Origin of the sequence: Streptomyces iconiensis (assembly GCF_028657195.3) — a bacterium.
Classification (GTDB): Bacteria; Actinomycetota; Actinomycetes; order Streptomycetales; family Streptomycetaceae; genus Streptomyces; species Streptomyces iconiensis.
Window position 1 is genome coordinate 103,327 of the sequence record NZ_JANCPR020000014.1, and the last position, 19,391, is coordinate 122,717.

Consider the following 19,391-nt stretch of genomic DNA (forward strand, 5'->3'; position numbering starts at 1 on the left):
GCCCCTTCGGGGCGCCTAGCGGCGGTCGACACGGACGGTGGCGCCCGCCAACTCCGCCTCCAGCGAGGCGACATCAGCGCCGACCATGATCCGGGCCAGCTCGGCCCACTGGACGCGCGGCTTCCAGCCCAGTACGGACTCCGCCTTTCCCGCGTCCCCGATGAGCGCGTCCACCTCGCTGGGCCGCTCGTACTTGGGGTCGAACCGCACATGCTCGGTCCAGTCGAGATCGGCGGCGGAGAACGCCTCGCCCAGGAAGTCCCGCACGGTGGCGGCGACCCCGGTGGCGACGACATAGTCGTCAGGGGTGTCGTGCTGGAGCATCCGCCACATGGCCTCGACGTACTCGGGCGCGTAGCCCCAGTCGCGTACGGCGTCGATGTTGCCGAGGTACAGATGCTCCTGGAGGCCCGCCCTGATCCGGGCGACGGCCCGGGTGATCTTGCGGGTCACGAAGGTCTCGCCGCGGCGGGGCGACTCATGGTTGAAGAGGACGCCGTTGACCGCGAACAGGCCGTACGCCTCGCGGTAGTTGACCGTGGACCAGTACCCGTACACCTTCGCGCAGCCGTAGGGGCTGCGCGGATGGAAGCCGGTCGCCTCGTTCTGCGGAGGCGGCGCCGAGCCGAACATCTCCGAGGAGGACGCCTGGTAGATGCGGGTGTCGACACCGCTGGCCCGTATCGCCTCCAGCAGCCGCATCGTGCCCATGCCGGTGACGTCCCCGGTGTAGAGCGGCGCGTCGAACGACACCCGCACATGCGACTGGGCGCCCAGGTTGTAGACCTCGTCGGGCCGCAGGTCACGCAGCAGATTGACGAGTGCCACACCGTCGGCGAGGTCCGCGTGGTGGAGGACTAAGGAACGGCCCTCGTCGTGCGGGTCCTCGTAGAGGTGGTCGATGCGCGCCGTGTTGAAGGACGAGGAGCGGCGCAGCAGGCCGTGCACCGTATAGCCCTTCTCCAGCAGCAGTTCGGTCAGATACGAGCCGTCCTGGCCGGTGATGCCGGTGATCAGTGCGCTCTTGCCCATGGGCTGTCCTCGCTCGTGAAAGGGCCGTGCTGCTCGATGAGTTGGCGCCGTGCTACTCGGTGAGTGAAACATGCGGCCGGTTGGGTTCGTTGTGTTCTTATGTCGGCAATCTGCACATCAGTGCGATCGCGCTGGCAGAATCCGGAGACATGACGCCTCCCCCGGACACCTCGCCGCTTCTGCCGCCCCACGCCCGCGTGTTCGTCGCGGGCCACCGCGGCCTCGTCGGCTCCGCCGTCACCCGCAGGCTGACGGCCGAGGGATACGAGGTGCTGACGCGCGACCGTGCCGCGCTCGACCTGCGGGACGCGGCGGCCACCGAGCACCTGCTGCGCCAGGAGCGCCCCGACGCGGTCGTGCTCGCCGCTGCCAAGGTGGGCGGGATCATGGCCAACAAGACCTTCCCCGTGCCCTTCCTGGAGGACAACCTCCGCATCCAGCTCAGCGTCATCGCCGGCGCGCACGCAGCAGGCGTGCCCCGCCTGCTCTTCCTGGGCTCCTCGTGCATCTACCCCAAGCACGCGCCCCAGCCCATCGGCGAGGACGCGCTGCTGACCGGGCCACTGGAGCCCACGAACGAGCCGTACGCGCTCGCGAAGATCGCCGGAATCGCGCAGGTGCGCGCCTACCGCGAGCAGCACGGCGCCTCGTACATCTCGGCCATGCCCACGAACCTCTACGGCCCTGGCGACAACTTCGACCTGGAGACCTCGCACGTACTCCCGGCCCTCGTCCGCCGCTTCCACGAGGCGAAGCGGGACGGCGCCGAACGGGTCGTGCTGTGGGGCTCCGGAACGCCGCGGCGCGAGTTCCTGCACGTCGACGACCTGGCGCGGGCCTGTCTGCTGCTCCTGCGCGAGTACGACGACGCCTCGCCGGTCAATGTCGGCTGCGGCGAGGACCTGACGATCGCCGCGCTCGCCGAGACGGTACGCGAGGTGGTCGGCTTCTCCGGCGACATCGTCTGGGACACCTCCCGCCCCGACGGCACGCCCCGCAAGCTCCTCGATGTGAGCCGCCTGACGAAGCTCGGCTTCAGCCCCGTCATCGGGCTCGCCGAGGGCATCCGCTCCACGTACGAGTGGTGGCTGCGCCGGCAGTAGGGGGCCTTGCCGGCCCGGGCACCTGCGGTTCCCCGACCGGCCGGCCGGGCCGGCGCACACGGTGCGCGTCATCAGTAGGCCCCGCGCCCGTCCACGACGGCCCGCATCGTACGGGCGAGCAGGTCGAGGTCGCCGGTCAGCGACCAGTTGTCGGCGTAGCGCAGGTCCAGTGCGAGGGTCTCGTCCCACGACAGGTCCGAACGCCCGCTCACCTGCCAGGGCCCCGTGAGCCCCGGCTTCACCAGGAGGCGCCGTAACGCGGGCCTCTCGTAGGCCGCGACCTCGGCGGGCAACGGCGGACGCGGCCCCACCAGCGACATCTCGCCGCGCAGTACGTTCACGAGCTGCGGCAGCTCGTCCAGCGACGTACGCCGCAGCACCCTGCCGACCCGCGTCACACGCGGATCGGCGCGCATCTTGAACAGCGGCCCGTCCACCTCGTTCACCGCATCCAGCCCGGCGCGCAGCAGATCGGCCCCTGGCGCCATGGAGCGGAACTTCCACATGGTGAAGGGCACGCCGCGGTGGCCGACGCGGGTCTGCCGGTAGAGCGCCGGGCCTGCCGAATCCAGCCGCACCACGAGCGCGATCAGGCCCAACAGCGGGGCGAGGGCCACCAGTCCGAGCGCGGCACCCAGCCGGTCCAGCGCCGACTTGACCACCATCTGCGGCCCGCGCCGCACGGGCGGCTCGACATGCAGCAGGTGCAGCCCGGCGGCCGTCGCAGGCCGCACCCTGCGCAGCGCCACATCGGCGAGCCCCGAGGCGATGACCAGCGGCAGCCCCGCGTCCTGCACCGCCCACGACAGGGCGCGCAGCCGCTCGCCGCACAGCAGCGAGCCCGGCACGACGAGCACCGTGCCCGCGCTGTGGCTGCGGGCCGCGGCCAGCACGGCCTGCCCGTCGCCGTCCCCGCCGCTGGGCGCTGCCTCCAGCTGGCCCGCCTCGGGAACGCCGCTGTGCGAAGGGACCTCGCCGACATGCACGGCACCGATCACGACATACGGATGGTCCGTACGGCTCGCCAACTGCGCGACCACCCGGTCGACCGGGCCCGCCTCGCCGACGACCAGTGCCCGGTGCACGGCGTGTGCCTGGCGGCGCTGAGCCACTAGGTGACGGTGAGTCAGGGAGCGGCACAGCGCGGTCAGTACGGGCGCCGGGGTCACCGCGAGCAGCGCGACGGCGGGCGGCGAGCTCTCACCCGTCACCACGCGCAGCATGGCGAGCAGTCCGACGAGGGTCAGCCAGTCGTGCAGGGTCGGGAGCAGCCCCCGGGTCTCACCGAGCCGGCGCAGCCCGTAGCGCTGATGGACGGTGAGCACGCATAACCACGCCACGCAGACGGTGAGCGTCGCCAGCGGCGTATGCGGCTGCCGCGCGTCCTGGAACAGGAAGGCCACGGGTACACCGGCACCCAGCATGTCCGTCACCAGCGCGACGGGGCGATACCACCGTGACTTGTCCGTACGGCTCCGCCGAGGCACCGCGTGCCGCCTCCTGTTTCCCGCCTCCACTTTCCCGGCCGGCGCCGCACAGACGCCCCCCACCTCGACTTTTGCGGGTCTACCCCGGTCGGACACGAACACAGAGCCGCGCCGCATGAACCCCCCCAGGTACGCGGAATCCCCCCACAGCGCACCCAAAACCGCCCCCACGGGACTGCGCTGACATTCACCGAACCTTAAGACATGCGGGCCAACATTGTTGTGTTCCGTTCACTTTCCCGGCCGAAGTGCGGTGAGTGTGGTGAGGGTTGTATCTCAGCGCGCGTATATTGCGGGCGATTCGAAACGGAAGATCGCCCGCCCCTTGCGCGGCGCCTACCCCGTGTTCAGGCCGCGGAGCTGCATCTTCAGTGTTGATTCCGGATCAGAAATGGTCGCTCTCCTGGGCGCGACTGTGTGAACCCGGACTCTCTTCAAGATCCTTGAACCCGCAGGGGGTTGGCCGGAAAGCGGCGAACACGAAGGCCGTATCGAGCTGCGGGTTTCCGGGACACCGCCTATCGGACGGTGGCGATTCCGGCGAGGATGAGGTCGATTCCGGCGAGGAATTGTTCGCGGTCGTCGTGCTCGCGCAGCTGCGTCGTCATCCGGCGCAGGAACGGGTACTCCTCCGGGTCGAGTCGCGCCCACCGCGCCGCTGCCGTCGCGAGGAAGGCGGACCGATCGGTCTCCTGGGCCTGGCGGGCGTTCGCGGCGTTCTGTCCTGCCACGCCGAGTACGTAGTTCGTGAGCGCGGTCGCGGAGTCGAACTGTGCCTGTTCGGGGACGCCGAGCGCCTGGAGCCGGCCGCCGATGCTCTCGAAGAACTGCAGCATCGCGGACTGCGACGGGTCACGCGTGAGCTGGGTGCCCACCCAGGGGTGTGCGTCGATCGCGTCGAACACACCGAGTGCGACGGCCCGGATCGCCTCCCGCGGCTCCGTATCCCCGACCACCTCGGTCATGACGCGCGCCATCACGTCGTCGGTGGCCGCGGTGAGCAGCTCGTTCTTGTTGGCGACGTGCCAGTAGATCGCTCCGGCCCCGGTGGCCAGGCGTGTGGTGAGCGCGCGGAACGTCAGCGCGCTCTCGCCCTCGGTGTCGAGGATCCCGATCGCCGCCTCGACGATGCGCTCCTTCGAGAGCGCGTCCGTACGCCGCTCGGCCCGCTGCCTCTTGGTCCCCATGCGCACCATCCTGACATAGCGGAACCACGTTCCAAGAAGCGTCGGAGAGGGCGCAGGGGCGAGAGGGCGAAGGACCGGCGAGGGACGAAGGGTCCGCGAGGGACGAAGGGCCCGCGAGGGCGAAGGCGCGGCGAGAGCGAAGGCGCGGCGAGAGCCAGGGGCCGCCGAGGGGGGAAGGGCCAAGGACAGGGGGCGAACCGGAAGGCGGGGGGCGGCCGGGTCAGCCTTGGGGCGGGCGTACCGGGAGGACGAGGTGGGCGCCTGTGGCGGGGTGGGCGAGTACCTCCACCGGGTGGTGGTAGACGCGGGTGAGGGTCTCGGGGGTGAGGACCTCGGAGGGCGGGCCGTACGAGGTGAGGCGACCGGTGTCCAGGAGCGCGATCCGGTGGGCGTAGGCGGCGGCGAGGCCCAGGTCGTGCAGGACGATCGCCACGGCATCGCCCGCTGCGGCCCGTTCCCGGCACAGGCGCAGGACGAGTTCCTGGTGGCGCAGATCGAGCGCGGCCGTGGGCTCGTCGAGAAGCAGTACGGGCGCGCGTTGGGCCAGTACACGCGCCAGCGCGACCCGGGCGCGTTCGCCGCCGGAGAGCGCGGAGAAGCGGCGGGCGGCGAAGCCGGCGACCTCGGTGGCGGCCATCGCCTCGGCGACGGCGTCCTCGTCGTCCTCCTCACGCGGGGTGCGGGCCCAGGGCGCACGGCCCATCCGTACGACCTCCTCCACGGTGAACGGGAAGGCCAGCCCGGCGGCCTGCGGCAGGACGGCGCGGCGTGCGGCGAGTTCGCGCGGGCTCCAGTCGGTCGCGGGGCGCCCAGCGAGGTGGACGGCGCCGGAGGTCAGCGGTGTGTCGGCGGCCAGCGCGCCGAGGAGGGTGGATTTGCCGGCGCCGTTGGGCCCGACGAGCGCGAGGACTTCACCGGGCAGGAGGGCCAGGTCGACGCCGTCGAGCACCGTACGCGCCCCGAGCCGCACACTCGCCCCGCGCGCCTCGGCGGCCGGCGTACCCGCGGGCAACGGGTGCGCGGGCGGGTCGTCGCGCCGCCCACCCAGAAGCGGCCCGCGCAGCAAGGGCCGCAGAAGGGGCCCGCGCAGACGGGGGAGAAGCCGTGACATGAGAGGGGGGATGTCCCTTCCGTTGAGTGCGTCGGGTGAGGTCGTCGGGTGAGGGAGGGTGCCGCGGTCGCGGACGGGTGCCGCGTTACGGCGGGGTGCCGCGAGTGAGGACAGGGTGCGCCGCGATCCGGCCGAGGAGAGGTCCTACGCCCAGCCGCCCTGGCGGCGCCGTGTCCTGCGCAGCAGCCAGAAGAAGAAGGGGCTGCCGAGCAGCGCGGTGAGGACCCCGAGCGGGAGTTCGGCGGGCTGGGCCACCGTACGGGCGCACAGGTCGGCGGCGACGAGGACGACGGCGCCGCCGAGTGCGCTGCCCGGTACGAGGAAGCGGTGGCCTGGCCCCGCGGCCATGCGCAGCAGGTGCGGTACGAGCAGGCCGACGAAGGTGATGATGCCGGCGACCGCGACGGCGGCTGCCGTGAGCAGCGCGACGACCAGTACGAGCGCGAGGCGCAGCCGTTCGACATCGACGCCGAGGTGCCGCGCAGGCCGTTCGCCGAGTGCGAGCAGGTCCAGTTTGCGTGCGGAGAACGGTGCGAAGGCCAGGCCCAGCAGTGCGCAGGGCAGCACGGCCAGCACCTTGGGCCAGGTGGCCTGGGCCAGCGAACCGAGCTGCCAGAAGGTGATCTGGGTGACCTGGGCGTTGTCGGCGAAGAAGAGGAACAGCCCGATGAGCGCGCCCGCGAACGCGTTCACGGCGATGCCGGTGAGGATGAGCGTCACGACCTCCGTACGCCCGCCGGAGCGCGAGAGCGCGTAGACGAGCACGACGGTGGCGAGCCCGGCGGCGAACGCGCAGGCGGTGACCGTCCAGTTGCCGAAGAAGCTCAGCCCGAACGCGATGGAGGCGACGGCACCCACGGCCGCGCCCGAGGAGATGCCGATGACACCGGGTTCGGCGAGCGGGTTGCCGAACACCCCCTGCATCAGCGCGCCCGCACAGCCGAGCGAGGCACCGACGAGGAGGGCGAGGACGACGCGCGGCAGCCGTACGTTCCACAGCACGCTCTCCGCGACCCGGTCCAGCGCCGAGCCCCCCAGCCCCGCACGGTGCGCGACGGACCCCAGCACATCGGTGACCGGGATCTCGTAGGCCCCGATCCCGGCCGAGACCAACGCGAGCAGCACCAGCGCGGCGACGAGCCCGGCGGTGAGCAGCGCGGCGGCACCGCGCCGGACACGGGGCACGGAACGGCCGGGGCTCCCGCCCGGCGCGGGACCCGCGTTGCCGCCGTCGGCGGCGCGCGGCGGACCGGTCCTGGCACCGTCGTCGGGCGCGGAGGCAGACGCCTTGACGGGGGTCTTGACGGGGGCCTTGGCGGCGGCCTTGATGGGGGCCGTCATGAGGCGGGGCCCTTGTGGAGCTGCCGGGCGAGGTCCTTGAGCACCTGGTCCGTGCGGGGGCCGTAGTTGAGGAGGATGCCGTCGTCGATCGAGGCGATGCGGCGGTCCTGGCCGGCCGGGGTCTCGGCGACGCCGGGGATCTTGAGGAGTCCGTCGACGCCGTCGACGGACTCCAGGCCCTTGGACATGACGAGGATGACGTCGGGCGCCGCCTTGGCGAGGGACTCGCTGGTGATGGCGGTGAAGTCCTTCTTGAGCCCGGATTCCTTGCCCGCGTCGATGCCGCCCGCCGCCTCGATGAGGGAGGAGGCGCCGGAACGTGCCCCGCCCAGGAGGTAGACGGAGGCGGAGCCGCGCAGATAGAGGAAGGCGACGCGTGGCCGCTCGCGGCCGGAGGGCAACTCTTCGCGCACGGCGCCGATTCTGTCGTCCGTCCGTTTCCGCAGCCGGTCGCCCGCTTCCCGTACACCAAGTGCCGTGGCGACGGCGGTGATTCGGGTGTCGACATCGGACAGCTTCCGTGCGGGGTCCAGGACGACGAGCGGGACGCCCGCCTCGCGTATCTGGTCGATGGCCTCCGCCGGCCCCGTGGTGGTCTCGGCGAGGACGACGTCCGGCTTGAGGGAGAGGACGCTCTCGGCCGAGACATCGTGCGCGCGCGTGACGACGGGCAGCTTCTCGGCCTGCGTGAACGTGGTGGTGATGTCGCGGGCCACGACGCGCTTCCCGAGGCCGAGGCTGTAGACGATCTCCGAGAGCGAACCGGTGAGCGGCACGATTCTCCTGGCGTCGCTGACCGTGACCTTGTGCCCGTCGGCCGAGGTGAAGTGCGCGGGCAGTCGCGGCCGGGGCGCAGCGCCGGCCAGGGGCTCGGCGCGGTCGGCGGTCGCGGCCGAACGCGCCCCGGGCTGCCCGCCCGCAGGGGTTCCCGTACTGGCGTCCTCTCCTGAGCCGCCGCAGCCGGTGAGGGCGAGCGCCAGCGCGAGTGCGGCGGCGAACGCCCCGAGAACGCGGGGTCGTTGATGCACGTCTGCGCCTTTCACGTGGAATGCCGGAACCGGGGGGTTCCGCATGAGTCGCGATTAGCTTAGGTTAGCCTTACCTAAATCGCTAGCCCGTGCCGGCCCCGTTCGTCCCTGCCGTCCCCGGCCGCACGCACCAGTCCCGCCCTCCTCCCCGTCGTCCCCGTTGTCCCCGTCCTCCCCGTCGTCATTGGAGAAGCACCGATGCCGCACCCCAGACGTCTGCCACGCGCACTCGCGGTGGCACTCCTGGCCGCGCTGCCCGTGGCAGCCCTGCCGGCCACCACCGCGCAAGGTGCCATCCCGGAGAGCGCCACAATGCGGGACGCCACGGCGCGGGATGCCGCTGCGGTACGGAATGCCACGGCGGTACGGGACGCCGCGGCCGTACGAGGCCCAGCCGTACGGAGCCGGAACGCCACGGCTGCCCGGGCGGTCTCGGCTGCCCGCGCGGTCACCGCCACCCGCGCGGTCACGGCCGGAACCGGTGAACGGGCCGTGGCCGGGGGCCGCTTGGACTGGGGCATCAAGGCGTCGTTCCAGAGCTATGTCACGGGTCCCATAGCCAAGGGCCGCTGGGCGCTCAACGGCGGCGCGGCAACGGCGGGTCAGAGCCAGTTCAGGTTCCACTCCGCCAGCGGCACCTACGCACCGGGCAGCGGCACCTTCGAGGCGTCCTTCTCCGGTGGCGTCCGCTTCACCGGGCACAAGAAGCCGGACGGTACGAAAGAACTCGACCTCACCGTCAGCCGTCCCACCGTCCGTATCGCGGGTGCGTCCGGCACCCTGTTCGCCGACATCCGCAGCAAGGCCAAGGGCAGCGGCCGTACGACCAGCCGCGCACAGGTACCGCTCGCCTCGCTCCGCCTGTCCGGTGTGAACATGCGGGGCGGCAAGGGGCCCATCGCCCTCACCGACGTTCCGGCCACGCTCACCGCCGAGGGCGCCAAGTCGTTCGCCGGGTACTACACGGCGGGCACGCCCCTCGACCCCGTCAGCCTCTCCGCCGACCTGAAGGCGCAGCCGCAGACGAAGCCGGGCGAGAAGCCGGGGGAGAAGGCGGGCGAGAAGAAGGGCGCGGGCCGTATCGAGGACGCCGCCGTGGACTGGGGCGTGCGCCGCACCTTCCGCGAGTACGTCACCGGCTCCCTCGCGAAGGGCACATGGAAGCTGACGGACGGCGCCCAGGACGGCGGAGCGCTCTTCCGCTTCGGCCAGGGCAAGGGCGAGTACGACACGGAAGACGGCGTGCTCAAGGCCGAGTTGGCCGGTGCGGTCCGCTTCACCGGCAAGCACCTGGACCTCGCGCTGTCGGACGTGTCGGTACGCGTCAAGAACGGCGAGGGCACCCTGTACGCCCAGGTGAAGCGGGACGGCAAGGCCACCGGCACCCAGCCCCTTGTGACCTTCAGCGCGAAGAAGGCCGCGCTGAAGCCGGACGCCAAGGGCCTGGTCACCCTCACCGAGGCACCGGCGAAGCTCACGTCCGACGGCGCACGCGCCTTCGGCGGCATGTACGCCAAGGGCACCGCCATGGACCCCGTTTCGCTGGCCGTCGCTCTCGACGACAAGGCGAAGCTGCCCGCGCTGCCCGACCTCGGCAGCGGAGCCTCCGCTTCAGCGGAGCAGAAGCAGCGGGCCGACCTGTCGGACAGGGCAGGGGAAGCCGCCTCCGCCGCGTCCTCCATGGCCTCCACGGGACCGCTGATCGCGGCCGGAGCGGGAGTCGCCGTACTCGCCGCCGCAGGCATCGGCTTCGCCGTCCTCCGCAGAAAACGGGGCGCCACCCCGCCCGGCTGAGACCGAACCGAGCGACGCCCCCTTCCCCCCCTTCCCTCGCCCACCTCAGGAGAGAAACGGACCATGAACGTCAACGCGCGCTCCCCGCACCCCCGTTCACGAGGCGGCGGCCTCGCGCTGGCCGCCGCCACCGCGACCGTGCTCGGCGTCACGGCCCTCGCGCTGCCCGCGTACGCCGCGACCCCGGCCGACGGCGCGGGCGCCCGATCCGGGGCAACCGCCAATGCGGCGCCCGCCGTCCCGCTGACGGACGGCACCCTGGACTGGGGCATCAAGAAGTCCTTCCGCGACTACCTCACCGGGCCGATAGCGGGCGGCAAGATCACGGTCGCGGACGGCGCGAGGACGAACGCGGACGGCTCCTTCCGCTTCACGGACGGCAAGGGCACGTACGACATGGGCAAGCACGCCGTCTCCACCGCCTTCCAGGGCAGCGTCCATCTCTACGGTCACCATGGCGCGCTCGACATCAAGCTGTCCGGCCTCAAGCTCGTGACCGAGGGCAAGAGCGGTTCCCTCTCGGCCGACGTGGTGAGCGGCACGGGCGAGGGCAAGCCCAAGGAGGCCAAGAAGGACGTCGAGCTCGCCACCCTCGACCTCTCGAACGTCAAGCCGGGCAGCGGCGCAGGCGGCACGATGACCTTCGCCGACATCCCCGCCACCCTCACGTCCGACGGTTCCACCGCCTTCGCCGGCTACTACAAGGAGGGCGAAAAGCTCGACGCCGCTTCCCTCGGGGTGCGAACGGGCGGTGGCGGTACGGGCGGCGGTACGGGCGGCGCCGGTGGCGCCGGTGGCGCCAACGGCGGCTCCACGAGCGCGGGTTCGGGCGGGGGTTCGACGGGCGGCACCAACGGCTCGACCGGTACCGCAGGCTCCACAGGGACGGGCGGCTCGGGTGACACCACTGGCGGCGGCAGCGCGGGGCCGGGCTCGGGCTCGGGGCCCGGGTCGGGATCGGGCACGGACAAGCACGCGCACGCGCCCGGCGCCATCGTCGACGGCAACCTCGACTGGGGCGTCAAGGCATCCTTCCGCGAGTACGTCACCGGGCCCATCGCCCACGGCAAGGTCGCCCTCTCCGGCGGCGCCACCTCCACCAGCGGCGGCTACCGCTTCCCGAAGGCGGGCGGCGACGCCAAGTCCGGCTCCCTGAACGCCTCGTTCCAGGGCGGCGTCCGCTTCCTCGGCCACAAGGACGGCGGCTCCTACACCCTCGACCTCACCCTCTCCCATCTCCGGATGAAGGCGGACGGCACCAAGGGCACCCTCGTCTCCGATGTGCGCACCAAGGACAGGAAGAGCGGCAAGGTCTCCACGTACAAGGGCCTCGCCGTCGCCTCCCTCAAGCTGGACGCGGGAGCGCTGGACCCGGTCAAGGACGTGGTCACCATCAAGAAGGCCCCGGCCACGCTCACCAAGACGGGGGCCAAGGCATTCGGCGGCTTCTACCAGGCGGGCGACAAGCTCGACCCCGTCACCGCTGCCGTCTCCCTCGACGAGAACGCCGCGCTCCCGGGCGCGGGTTCGGGCTCAGACAACGGTTCGGGCTCCGCCGGGAGCGACACCGGCACCAACCCCGCCTCAGCAGGCGGCGCCGGCACCGTCGGCGGCCCGGGCGCAACCGGAGCACTGGCCTCCACCGGCAGCAACGTCCCCTCCACCACCCTCCTAGGCGGCGCCGCGCTCCTGGCCGCCCTGGGCGGCACCGCCGTATACACCGCCCGCCGCCGCACCCACCCCACCCCGAACGAGAGCTGACACCCGCCCTCCCCCCGAACGAGAGCTGACGGTCCAGCTCTCCCGCGCCCCCCGCACCGGCTCGCCCGCACCAGGCCCTCGGACGAACCGCCGCCGCCCCTCCCCGGAGGAACGGCACGCGGGGGGCGTGCTTTTGTACGGCACCGCACCGCCATGTCGCGGCGCCGCCCCCGAAAACGACCCCGAAAACGGGCGCGGACACCTACTCAGGCGGCCGGCTGTAGCGCTCGATCGTTCCCCTGGACGTCGAGGCGTCCTGGAAGACCAGCTCCCACGGGCCGCTGTTCACGTCGAAGTCCTTGCCGAAGCCGATCCACTTGCCGGACATGCGGCGACCGGTCGGCTCCACGAGTAGTTGCAAGGCGCCGTGGTACCGGGCCCCGGCGTAGTAGCCGTCCGTCGCGGTCTGCTCCATCCACGTGCCGGTGACGATGTTGCTGTCCGCTGTGAGGTCCAGCGAGAGCGGCGAGCCGGGGTTGGAGGACCCGTTGGGCAGGGACCGGGCCGTGAGCCGTGGTCCGTGCTGAACGAGAACGACGAAGTGCTGTCCGGCGAACGAGGAGGAGCGGCCGGACGAGTAGTACTCGTACTTGCTGAGCCAGACCCCGCTGTAGTCCTCCGCCACGGCGGCAGGGACCGTCCGCTGACCGGCCGCCGCGGGGGTGACACCTTCCGGCCCCGGCTCAAGGTCGTGCCCGCCCCGGCCGTCGTCGCGCACTCGCGCCATGGGCACCGCCAGAGCGAACCCAAGGGCCTCCACGGGGCGGCCGGTGAGACGTTCCAGTGCTCGCGCGTAGACGGGACGGGGCGTCCGGCTGATCCCTGCCTCCCAGCGCTGTACGAGCCGCTTGCTCGCATCGTTGGGCTCGCCCAGCTCGACCCCGGACCGGCGGATCGCCTGGGCCATCTCGTCCTGACTGAGCCGCATTCCCAGACGGACGGCCCGCAGGCTGTCGTTCGGTTCGTAAGCCTGTGCCGTTGCACTCGTCATACCGACCACGGTAGCCCTCTGACCTCGCCTATGACACCGGATTGACGCCCTATAGGGTGACGTCTCTCCGACGCCTCGTCCGTCGTCGCGTTGTCGGGCATCACGGAGGAGCATCCTGCTCGTGAAGCCCTACGCCACCCGCAGTACCCGCCCATCGGGCCCCGACGGGAACGACGACCTCGGCTCCACCGGCCCCGAGGTGTCCTTGCCTCACAGGAACCTCCGACGGCTGCCGTGGACCAACGAGCGGGGAAATCCGTGCTACCTGTCCACTGACGAGGACGGCTTCGTCAGCGCGTTGGCCGACAACCTGGAGGAGGCCCAAGTGCACAACTGCCGGGGCGCCTTGGCCGACGCCCAGTCGATTCTCAACAACCCGACGGCTGGGCCCCTGGCGCTACGGGTCGCCCTCAAGGGCGCCCTCGATGCCTTGGGGACAGCGCTCGACATCGCACAGCGCCGAGGCGAACGTCTCGGGGTGGCGGCCGGCCCGGAAGGCGAGGACTGAGCGCACGTCGCCAACTCCACATCGGTGGCGGGCGGTTACGCCTGCTGACGCGAGTAGAGCGAGCAACACGGGCAGTGCGGGGAGCAGCCCTCACCCGAGGGGCGCTCCCCGCAGGGGTGAGCACTCCCCACGTGGTGCTCAGCCCTTGACACAGACGACCTGCCGCAGCTTGGCCACGATCTCGACGAGGTCGCGCTGTGCGTCGATGACCTGCTCGATCGGCTTGTAGGCGCCGGGTATCTCGTCCACGACGCCGGAGTCCTTACGGCACTCCACGCCCCGCGTCTGGTCGGCCAGGTCCTGCTCGGTGAACCGCTTCTTCGCCGCGTTACGGCTCATGCGGCGCCCGGCGCCGTGCGAGGCGGAGTTGAACGAGGCGGCGTTGCCGAGGCCCTTCACGATGTATGAACCTGTGCCCATCGAGCCCGGGATGATCCCGTACTCCCCGCCGCCCGCGCGGATCGCTCCCTTACGGGTGACGAGCAGATCGACGCCGTCGTACGTCTCCTCGGCCACATAGTTGTGGTGGCACGAGATCGTCTGCTCGAAGACGGGCTTCGCCTTCTTGAACTCCTTGCGTACGACGTCCTGGAGAAGGCCCATCATCAGCGCGCGGTTGTACTTCGCGTACTCCTGCGCCCAGAACAGGTCGTGCCGGTAGGCGGCCATCTGCGGTGTGTCGGCGACGAACACGGCGAGGTCGCGATCGACCGAGCCCTGGTTGTGCGGCAGCTTCTGGGCCTGGCCGATGTGGAAGTCAGCCAGTTCCTTGCCGATGTTCCGGGAACCGGAGTGCAGCATCAGCCAGACCGAGCCCTCCTCATCGATGCAAACTTCACAGAAGTGATTGCCTCCGCCAAGCGTTCCCATCTGCTTGGTGGCACGCTCCTGCCGGAACTTCACCGACTCCGCCACCCCGTCGAACCGGCTCCAGAAGTCGTCCCAGCCGGAGGTCGGCAGTCCGTGCACCCTGTCGGGGCCCACCGGCTCTTCGTGCATACCGCGTCCCACCGGTATGGCCCGCTCGATCTTCGAGCGGAGCCGTGAGAGGTCACCGGGCAGATCGTTCGCCGTCAGCGACGTCTTCGTCGCCGACATCCCGCACCCGATGTCCACCCCGACGGCGGCCGGGCACACGGCCCCCCGCATCGCGATCACGGACCCGACCGTTGCGCCCTTGCCGTAGTGCACGTCAGGCATCACGGCGAGGCCCTCGATCCACGGCAGTGTCGCCACGTTCTGAAGCTGCCGCAGCGCGGCATCCTCGACGCTCGACGGATCGGCCCACATCCGGATGGGCACCCGTGCACCAGGTATTTCGACATGCGACATGACGGCTCGACTCCCCCTGAGCAAATAAGCAAATGACCGCCTAGCCCGGCGCTTGTGCCAGTACGTTCTCGGGAAGGCGTGGAACCCATTGTGCCCAGCGACGCACCTGCGACCGCAAAGAGTTTTCCGCCATGCCGTACGCCACCGGGGTACTTACGGTCGCTTACCGGCCATCGGGCCGTGAAGCGCTTGCGGTGAACATCCGTGCCCGGACAGTCTGTTGGGGCACCGCACCACCTGGGAGAACACATGGCACGCGCCGAAGACCGCAGCAGCAGGACCCAACAGGGAGCAGCGGTCGCGCCGCCGCTCTCGTACACGTGGAAACTGACCGCGCGTCCGCGCGAACTGGCGCATTTCCGGAGGCTGGTGAAGCGGGCCATGGACGAGTGGCAGCAACAACCGCAGGTACGGGACGTGGTGCTGCAGGGGGTGACGGAACTGCTGAGCAACGTCGCCCGCCACGCGGGCAGCCCACGGTGCGAGCTGACGGTGCGACGGGTGGGGAGCGAGGCCGTGGAGGTGTCGGTCCGCGACGTCTCGGACATGCTGCCCGTCGTCTCCCTCCCCGACTGGTGGGCCGAGGAGGGCCGCGGGCTGTGGATGCTGAGGGAGGTCGCCAACGGGCTCGGCTGGGAACGCCTTGAGGGAGGCGGAAAACGAGTCTGGTTCCGCGCCTGAGCCCCTCCCGGGGCCCGGCCCACCGCCCATCCCGTTGCCCCCGACGGCGTACGGCCCCCTCTCCCCGTCCCAACGACCGGCGGCCCAACCCCTTTGCCCCCGCACCCTTCCGCTCTTCCGCCGCGACGGCGAGCGGCTCAACCCCCTTCCCGCCGCGACGGCGAGCACCCCGGTACCGCAGTCCGGCGGTGCCGAACTGCCGCCAGTTGGCGGGCCGTTGCCGTCCAGGAAGCTGCTCCGGCGCGTACGTATTCCGCCGGACCCTGTCCGAGCTGGTTGCGCGCCGCTGCGGCGAGAAGGGGGCGCGGCGCGAAGAGGGGACGGAAGAGGGGACTCCGGCGCTAACAGGGGGTTGCCGCGCGAAAGGGGCGAGGGTTACGCCGGGAGGCGGAACCGCGCGCCGAGGTCCGCGAACACGCGAGTGTTCAGCGCGAAAGCGCGCTTGCACTCGTCGATGATGCGCTGCTTTTCGAGATCGTCGACCGGTACCGCGTCCAGCAGGGCGCGGTACTCCCGCTTGAAGGCGGCCGGGTTCGCGATGGCGTCGAAGACGTAGAAGCGGACGCCGTCGCCCTTGCGCGCGAAGCCCCACGTCTTCTCCGCCGTGCCCCGGATGATCTGGCCGCCGGACAGGTCGCCGAGGTAGCGGGTGTAGTGGTGCGCGACGTAGCCGGCCGGCCAGTCGCGGGCGACCTCGGCGATACGGTCCGCGTAGGCGGCCGTCGCGGGAAGCGGGGTGAGCCCGTCGCGCCAGGACGTGCCGCCGTGGAGGTGGGTGAGGTCGCGTTCGAGTGCGGGGAGGCGGAAGAGGTCGCCGCGTACGAAGGGCCCGGCGACGGGGTCGTCGGCCAGCGAGCCGGCCGACTCCTCCAGGGCGCGGTACACGAACCAGAGCTGCTCGGTGTAGCGGGTGTACGCCTCAAGACCGAGCCTGCCGCCGAGAAGTTCGCTCATGAAGGCCGACCCCTCGGCCTCGGTGTGCTGCTCTTGCGAGGCGGTGCGAATGAGGGCGGAGAAGTCCGAAGCAGACGTCAAGGCAGGCTCCCGAGGGTGCATAGCGGGCACAAGTGGACCGACAGGGCGTGCGGCCCGTAGCGCTGTACCGTTGATCCTGGTACTTAGGCTTACCTAAGTCAAGATGTTGCCGACGCCCTGTCGGGAAACCCGTACCCGCTTCTCCGTCAGGGAAGCGTGAGGACCTCGGCCCCCGTGCCCGTCACCACCAGCGTGTGCTCGAACTGCGCCGTCCGCTTCCTGTCCTTGGTGACGACCGTCCAGCCGTCCTCCCACATCTCCCACTCGTACGTGCCCAGCGTCAGCATCGGCTCGATGGTGAAGGTCATCCCGGGACGCATCACCGTCGTCGCACGCGGGTCGTCGTAGTGCGGGATGATCAGCCCCGAGTGGAACGATGTGTTGATGCCGTGGCCCGTGAAGTCCCGTACGACGCCGTAGCCGAAGCGCTTGGCGTACGACTCGATGACCCGGCCGATGATGTTGATCTGGCGGCCGGGCTTGACCGCCTTGATGGCGCGGTTCAGCGACTCGCGCGTCCGCTCCACGAGCAGCCGGGACTCCTCGTCCACGTCGCCGCACAGGAACGTCGCGTTGGTGTCGCCGTGCACGCCGTCGATGAAGGCGGTCACATCGAGGTTCACGATGTCCCCGTCGCGCAGCACGGTGGAGTCGGGGATGCCGTGACAGATGACCTCGTTGACCGAGGTGCACAGGGACTTGGGGAAGCTGCGGTAACCCAGCGTGGACGGGTAGGCATCGTGCTCGACCATGTAGGTGTGCGCCACCTCGTCCAGCGTGTCCGTGGTGACACCCGGCGCGATGTGTTTCGCCGCCTCCGCCAGTGCGCGCGCCGCGATACGGCTCGCGACCCGCATCCGCTCCACCGTCTCGGCTTCCTGCACCTCGGGCCCGTCGTACGGGGTGGGTGCGGGCTTGCCGACGTATTCGGGGCGGGGGATCGAGGTGGGCACGGAACGGGGTGGGGAAACCGTGCCGGGTACGAGAAGTGACTGGCCAGACATGTTCGCGAGTCTAGGCCGTCGCTTCGCCGGGTGCTGCGGCGAGAGCGTGGGTGGGGGACCATGGCCCCATGGCTCTGTTCAAGCGGAAGACGGTCGGCAAGCCCGGCGAGTGGTTCTTCAACGTCGAGGAGGGCAAGGTCGAGGAGGGCCCCCAGTCGCCCGGCAAGAACCGGATGGGCCCCTACGCCACCCGCGAGGAGGCCGAGCACGCCCTGCAGACCGCGCGGGAGCGCACCTCCGAGTGGGAGAACGACCCACGCTGGCACGACAGCGGCACCCCCCGAGCGGGCGGCCAGGAAGAGCCGCCGGGCCGGAGCTGAACCCCCGGCCGGAGCTGAACTCCCCCCGGCCGGAGCTGACTCCAGGTCGGAGCTGACCCCCCCCCGGCCGGAGCTGAACGCCCTGAGACCAGAACCGGCCTCCCAGCTCTGAGAAGCCGTATCTCAGCCGACCGCGATCGTTGAGTTTTCGCTGGTCAGGCGTGGTGCTTCCCGGGGGAGGGAGAGATCCTGCGGCTTGCTTCCGCCTGATCGTCCGGGGGGCGATGACGTCGGTGTCGGGGTTTCCGGAAGCGCGGGAGGCTTCCGCTCGTGAGCGGGTGGAGGTTACGCGGGAGGAGGCGGTCCGTGCGGCCCAGTCCCGAGGGCCGGCGAGATCGAGTCGGACCGGTCGCATCCAGCATCCGGCAGGGCAGTAGCCCTCCGGGCGCCCGCCCTTCTTGTCCAGCCAGGCCGGGACGGGCGGCACCGGCGGCATCGCCGCCTCAGGTCGCCTGGGACCCGACCCGGGCCCGGGCAGAGCGATCTGCCTACAGTCGGCTGGAGGCCCCCCGGGGCGAGTCGGCGCGGGCGGCGGTGCTCAGCCGAAGATCGGGCTTTCGGTCGAGTAGAGGAAGCGGGTCCGGGAGCGGTCGAGGAAGTTCTCCTCGTCCGCCGCGATGGTGGTGGTGTAGGTGTCGGAGGTGAACCAGCGAGTGGCGTCGGCGATGCTGTCGACCCACACCTCGGCGACACCGTCGTAGTCAGCGGTGCTGATGCCAGGGATCTCGTCGTCGGTGGGCAGCAGTTGGACGTAGCGCCGGACCGGGACCTCTCCGGCGGGCAGGGTCGAGAGCAGGGGGGTGTGCTTTTGCGTCCAGTAGTCCACGAACTCGTCGTGGGAGAGGTCCGGCCGCCGGGTCAGGAAGATGCTGAGCTTGATCACAGGGACTCCTTGAGGCCGAGATTAACTTGCCTGGGCAACTCACAAGGTAGACGGTATTGACTTGCCTAGGCAATAGATATTTCTTGCCCAGGCAAGTAATATGGATCACATGGATGAACCGTCACCGTGGCTCGACACCGAGCAGCAGGAACTCTGGCAGGACCTTCTCACCGTCGTGATCGCGCTTCCCGCGGCGCTGGACCGCCAGTTGCAGCGCGACGCCGGCATCTCGAACTTCGAGTACAGCGTGCTCGCCCGGCTGTCGATGGCGCATCAATCCACCATGCGCTTCAGCGAGTTGGCCCGGGACTGCGACAGCACCCTCCCGCGGCTGTCGAAGCTGATGGACCGCTTTGAGGCGCGAGAGTGGACCGCTCGCCGAATCGACCCGCGCGACGGTCGCTACACCCTGGCGACGCTGACCGACAGCGGTCGGCAGAAGGTGGTCGACAGCGCGCCGGGACACGTCGCACAGGTGCGCCGACTCGTGTTTGAGCCGCTCACCGCTGTGCAGCGCCGTCACCTCGGCGCAGCGCTCTCCAGCGTCGCCGAAACCGTGCGGCGGGAGGCAGGTGATTCCACCGGGCGACCGCGCTGACCAGCCGTATCCCCACCGGTCATGCACGGAATGTACGGGCCGAACAGGGTTCCTGGCCGGGTGGTCTTCCGGTGATGCGCGCTTGAGCGCCGCCCGCCAGCGCTGAGCCCGGCCTCCCGAGCTGGGCCCCGGGCGCTGAGCCCAGGGTCACAGCGCCTCGGGCCCGGGCCCGGCAGCAAGAGACCCCCGGGGCCC

Annotated in this window: 18 protein-coding genes; 7 read left to right on the forward strand and 11 right to left on the reverse strand. The window is 70.8% G+C overall.

Features of this window, described 5'->3' with window-relative positions:
* Positions 1–15: 15 nt before the first annotated feature.
* Positions 16–1,032 carry a GDP-mannose 4,6-dehydratase gene (gene gmd, locus NMN56_RS16280; protein ID WP_274039559.1) on the reverse strand — a complete coding sequence of 339 codons (1,017 nt, stop codon included), beginning with the start codon at positions 1,030–1,032 and terminating at the stop codon, positions 16–18.
* Positions 1,033–1,181: 149 nt separating this feature from the next.
* On the opposite strand from gmd, the gene NMN56_RS16285 reads away from it, so the two are divergent.
* Positions 1,182–2,135 (forward strand): GDP-L-fucose synthase family protein, encoded by a 954-nt coding sequence (locus tag NMN56_RS16285; RefSeq protein WP_274039558.1) that lies wholly within the window; start codon positions 1,182–1,184, stop codon positions 2,133–2,135.
* Between the two features lie 71 nt (positions 2,136–2,206).
* Here NMN56_RS16285 and NMN56_RS16290 read toward each other — a convergent pair whose 3' ends face one another.
* The 5 genes from NMN56_RS16290 to NMN56_RS16310 form a co-directional block, all read right to left on the reverse strand.
* Positions 2,207–3,559: a sugar transferase gene (locus NMN56_RS16290; RefSeq protein ID WP_430542601.1), complete on the reverse strand. Its 1,353-nt coding sequence runs from the start codon at positions 3,557–3,559 to the stop codon at positions 2,207–2,209.
* A gap of 581 nt (positions 3,560–4,140) precedes the next feature.
* Positions 4,141–4,809: a TetR/AcrR family transcriptional regulator gene (locus tag NMN56_RS16295; protein ID WP_274039556.1), complete on the reverse strand. Its 669-nt coding sequence runs from the start codon at positions 4,807–4,809 to the stop codon at positions 4,141–4,143.
* A gap of 220 nt (positions 4,810–5,029) precedes the next feature.
* On the reverse strand, positions 5,030–5,920 hold the full coding sequence (locus NMN56_RS16300; RefSeq protein WP_274039555.1) for a heme ABC transporter ATP-binding protein: 891 nt from the start codon (positions 5,918–5,920) through the stop codon (positions 5,030–5,032).
* A gap of 144 nt (positions 5,921–6,064) precedes the next feature.
* The gene (locus NMN56_RS16305) at positions 6,065–7,261 is read right to left on the reverse strand and encodes a FecCD family ABC transporter permease (protein WP_274039554.1); all 1,197 of its coding nucleotides are present in this window, start codon (positions 7,259–7,261) and stop codon (positions 6,065–6,067) included.
* The gene (locus tag NMN56_RS16310; RefSeq protein WP_430542598.1) at positions 7,258–8,334 is read right to left on the reverse strand and encodes a heme/hemin ABC transporter substrate-binding protein; all 1,077 of its coding nucleotides are present in this window, start codon (positions 8,332–8,334) and stop codon (positions 7,258–7,260) included. The genes NMN56_RS16305 and NMN56_RS16310 overlap by 4 nt, the downstream gene beginning before the upstream one ends.
* 153 nt (positions 8,335–8,487) lie before the next feature.
* On the opposite strand from NMN56_RS16310, the gene NMN56_RS16315 reads away from it, so the two are divergent.
* Complete coding sequence (locus tag NMN56_RS16315; RefSeq protein ID WP_274039552.1) at positions 8,488–10,083, forward strand: HtaA domain-containing protein; 1,596 nt, start codon at positions 8,488–8,490, stop codon at positions 10,081–10,083.
* Between the two features lie 63 nt (positions 10,084–10,146).
* Complete coding sequence (locus tag NMN56_RS16320) at positions 10,147–11,844, forward strand: HtaA domain-containing protein (protein WP_274039551.1); 1,698 nt, start codon at positions 10,147–10,149, stop codon at positions 11,842–11,844.
* 202 nt (positions 11,845–12,046) lie between these two features.
* On the opposite strand, the gene NMN56_RS16325 is transcribed toward NMN56_RS16320, so the two are convergent.
* Positions 12,047–12,835: a helix-turn-helix transcriptional regulator gene (locus NMN56_RS16325; protein WP_274039550.1), complete on the reverse strand. Its 789-nt coding sequence runs from the start codon at positions 12,833–12,835 to the stop codon at positions 12,047–12,049.
* A gap of 121 nt (positions 12,836–12,956) precedes the next feature.
* Between NMN56_RS16325 and NMN56_RS16330 the strand changes: the two genes are divergently transcribed.
* The gene (locus NMN56_RS16330) at positions 12,957–13,343 is read left to right on the forward strand and encodes a hypothetical protein (RefSeq protein WP_280842608.1); all 387 of its coding nucleotides are present in this window, start codon (positions 12,957–12,959) and stop codon (positions 13,341–13,343) included.
* 138 nt (positions 13,344–13,481) lie between these two features.
* Here NMN56_RS16330 and NMN56_RS16335 read toward each other — a convergent pair whose 3' ends face one another.
* Positions 13,482–14,675, reverse strand: a complete 1,194-nt coding sequence (locus tag NMN56_RS16335; protein ID WP_274039548.1) for an RtcB family protein — start codon at positions 14,673–14,675, stop codon at positions 13,482–13,484.
* A gap of 249 nt (positions 14,676–14,924) precedes the next feature.
* On the opposite strand from NMN56_RS16335, the gene NMN56_RS16340 reads away from it, so the two are divergent.
* Positions 14,925–15,356, forward strand: a complete 432-nt coding sequence (locus NMN56_RS16340; RefSeq protein ID WP_274039547.1) for an ATP-binding protein — start codon at positions 14,925–14,927, stop codon at positions 15,354–15,356.
* Positions 15,357–15,731: 375 nt separating this feature from the next.
* Here the strand turns inward: NMN56_RS16340 and NMN56_RS16345 are convergent, their stop codons facing one another.
* Positions 15,732–16,412, reverse strand: a complete 681-nt coding sequence (locus tag NMN56_RS16345; RefSeq protein ID WP_274039546.1) for a biliverdin-producing heme oxygenase — start codon at positions 16,410–16,412, stop codon at positions 15,732–15,734.
* Positions 16,413–16,537: 125 nt separating this feature from the next.
* Positions 16,538–17,395, reverse strand: coding sequence for a type I methionyl aminopeptidase (gene map / locus NMN56_RS16350; RefSeq protein WP_274039545.1), 858 nt, complete (start codon positions 17,393–17,395; stop codon positions 16,538–16,540).
* A 68-nt stretch (positions 17,396–17,463) separates the two neighbouring features.
* Here map and NMN56_RS16355 point away from each other — a divergent pair, with 68 nt between their 5' ends.
* Positions 17,464–17,715, forward strand: coding sequence for a hypothetical protein (locus NMN56_RS16355; protein ID WP_274039544.1), 252 nt, complete (start codon positions 17,464–17,466; stop codon positions 17,713–17,715).
* A 538-nt stretch (positions 17,716–18,253) separates the two neighbouring features.
* Here NMN56_RS16355 and NMN56_RS16360 read toward each other — a convergent pair.
* Entirely contained in the window at positions 18,254–18,598 is a 345-nt protein-coding gene (locus NMN56_RS16360; protein WP_274039543.1) for an EthD domain-containing protein, read from the reverse strand.
* 109 nt (positions 18,599–18,707) lie between these two features.
* On the opposite strand from NMN56_RS16360, the gene NMN56_RS16365 reads away from it, so the two are divergent.
* The gene (locus tag NMN56_RS16365) at positions 18,708–19,196 is read left to right on the forward strand and encodes a MarR family winged helix-turn-helix transcriptional regulator (RefSeq protein ID WP_274039542.1); all 489 of its coding nucleotides are present in this window, start codon (positions 18,708–18,710) and stop codon (positions 19,194–19,196) included.
* Positions 19,197–19,391 lie beyond the last annotated feature (195 nt).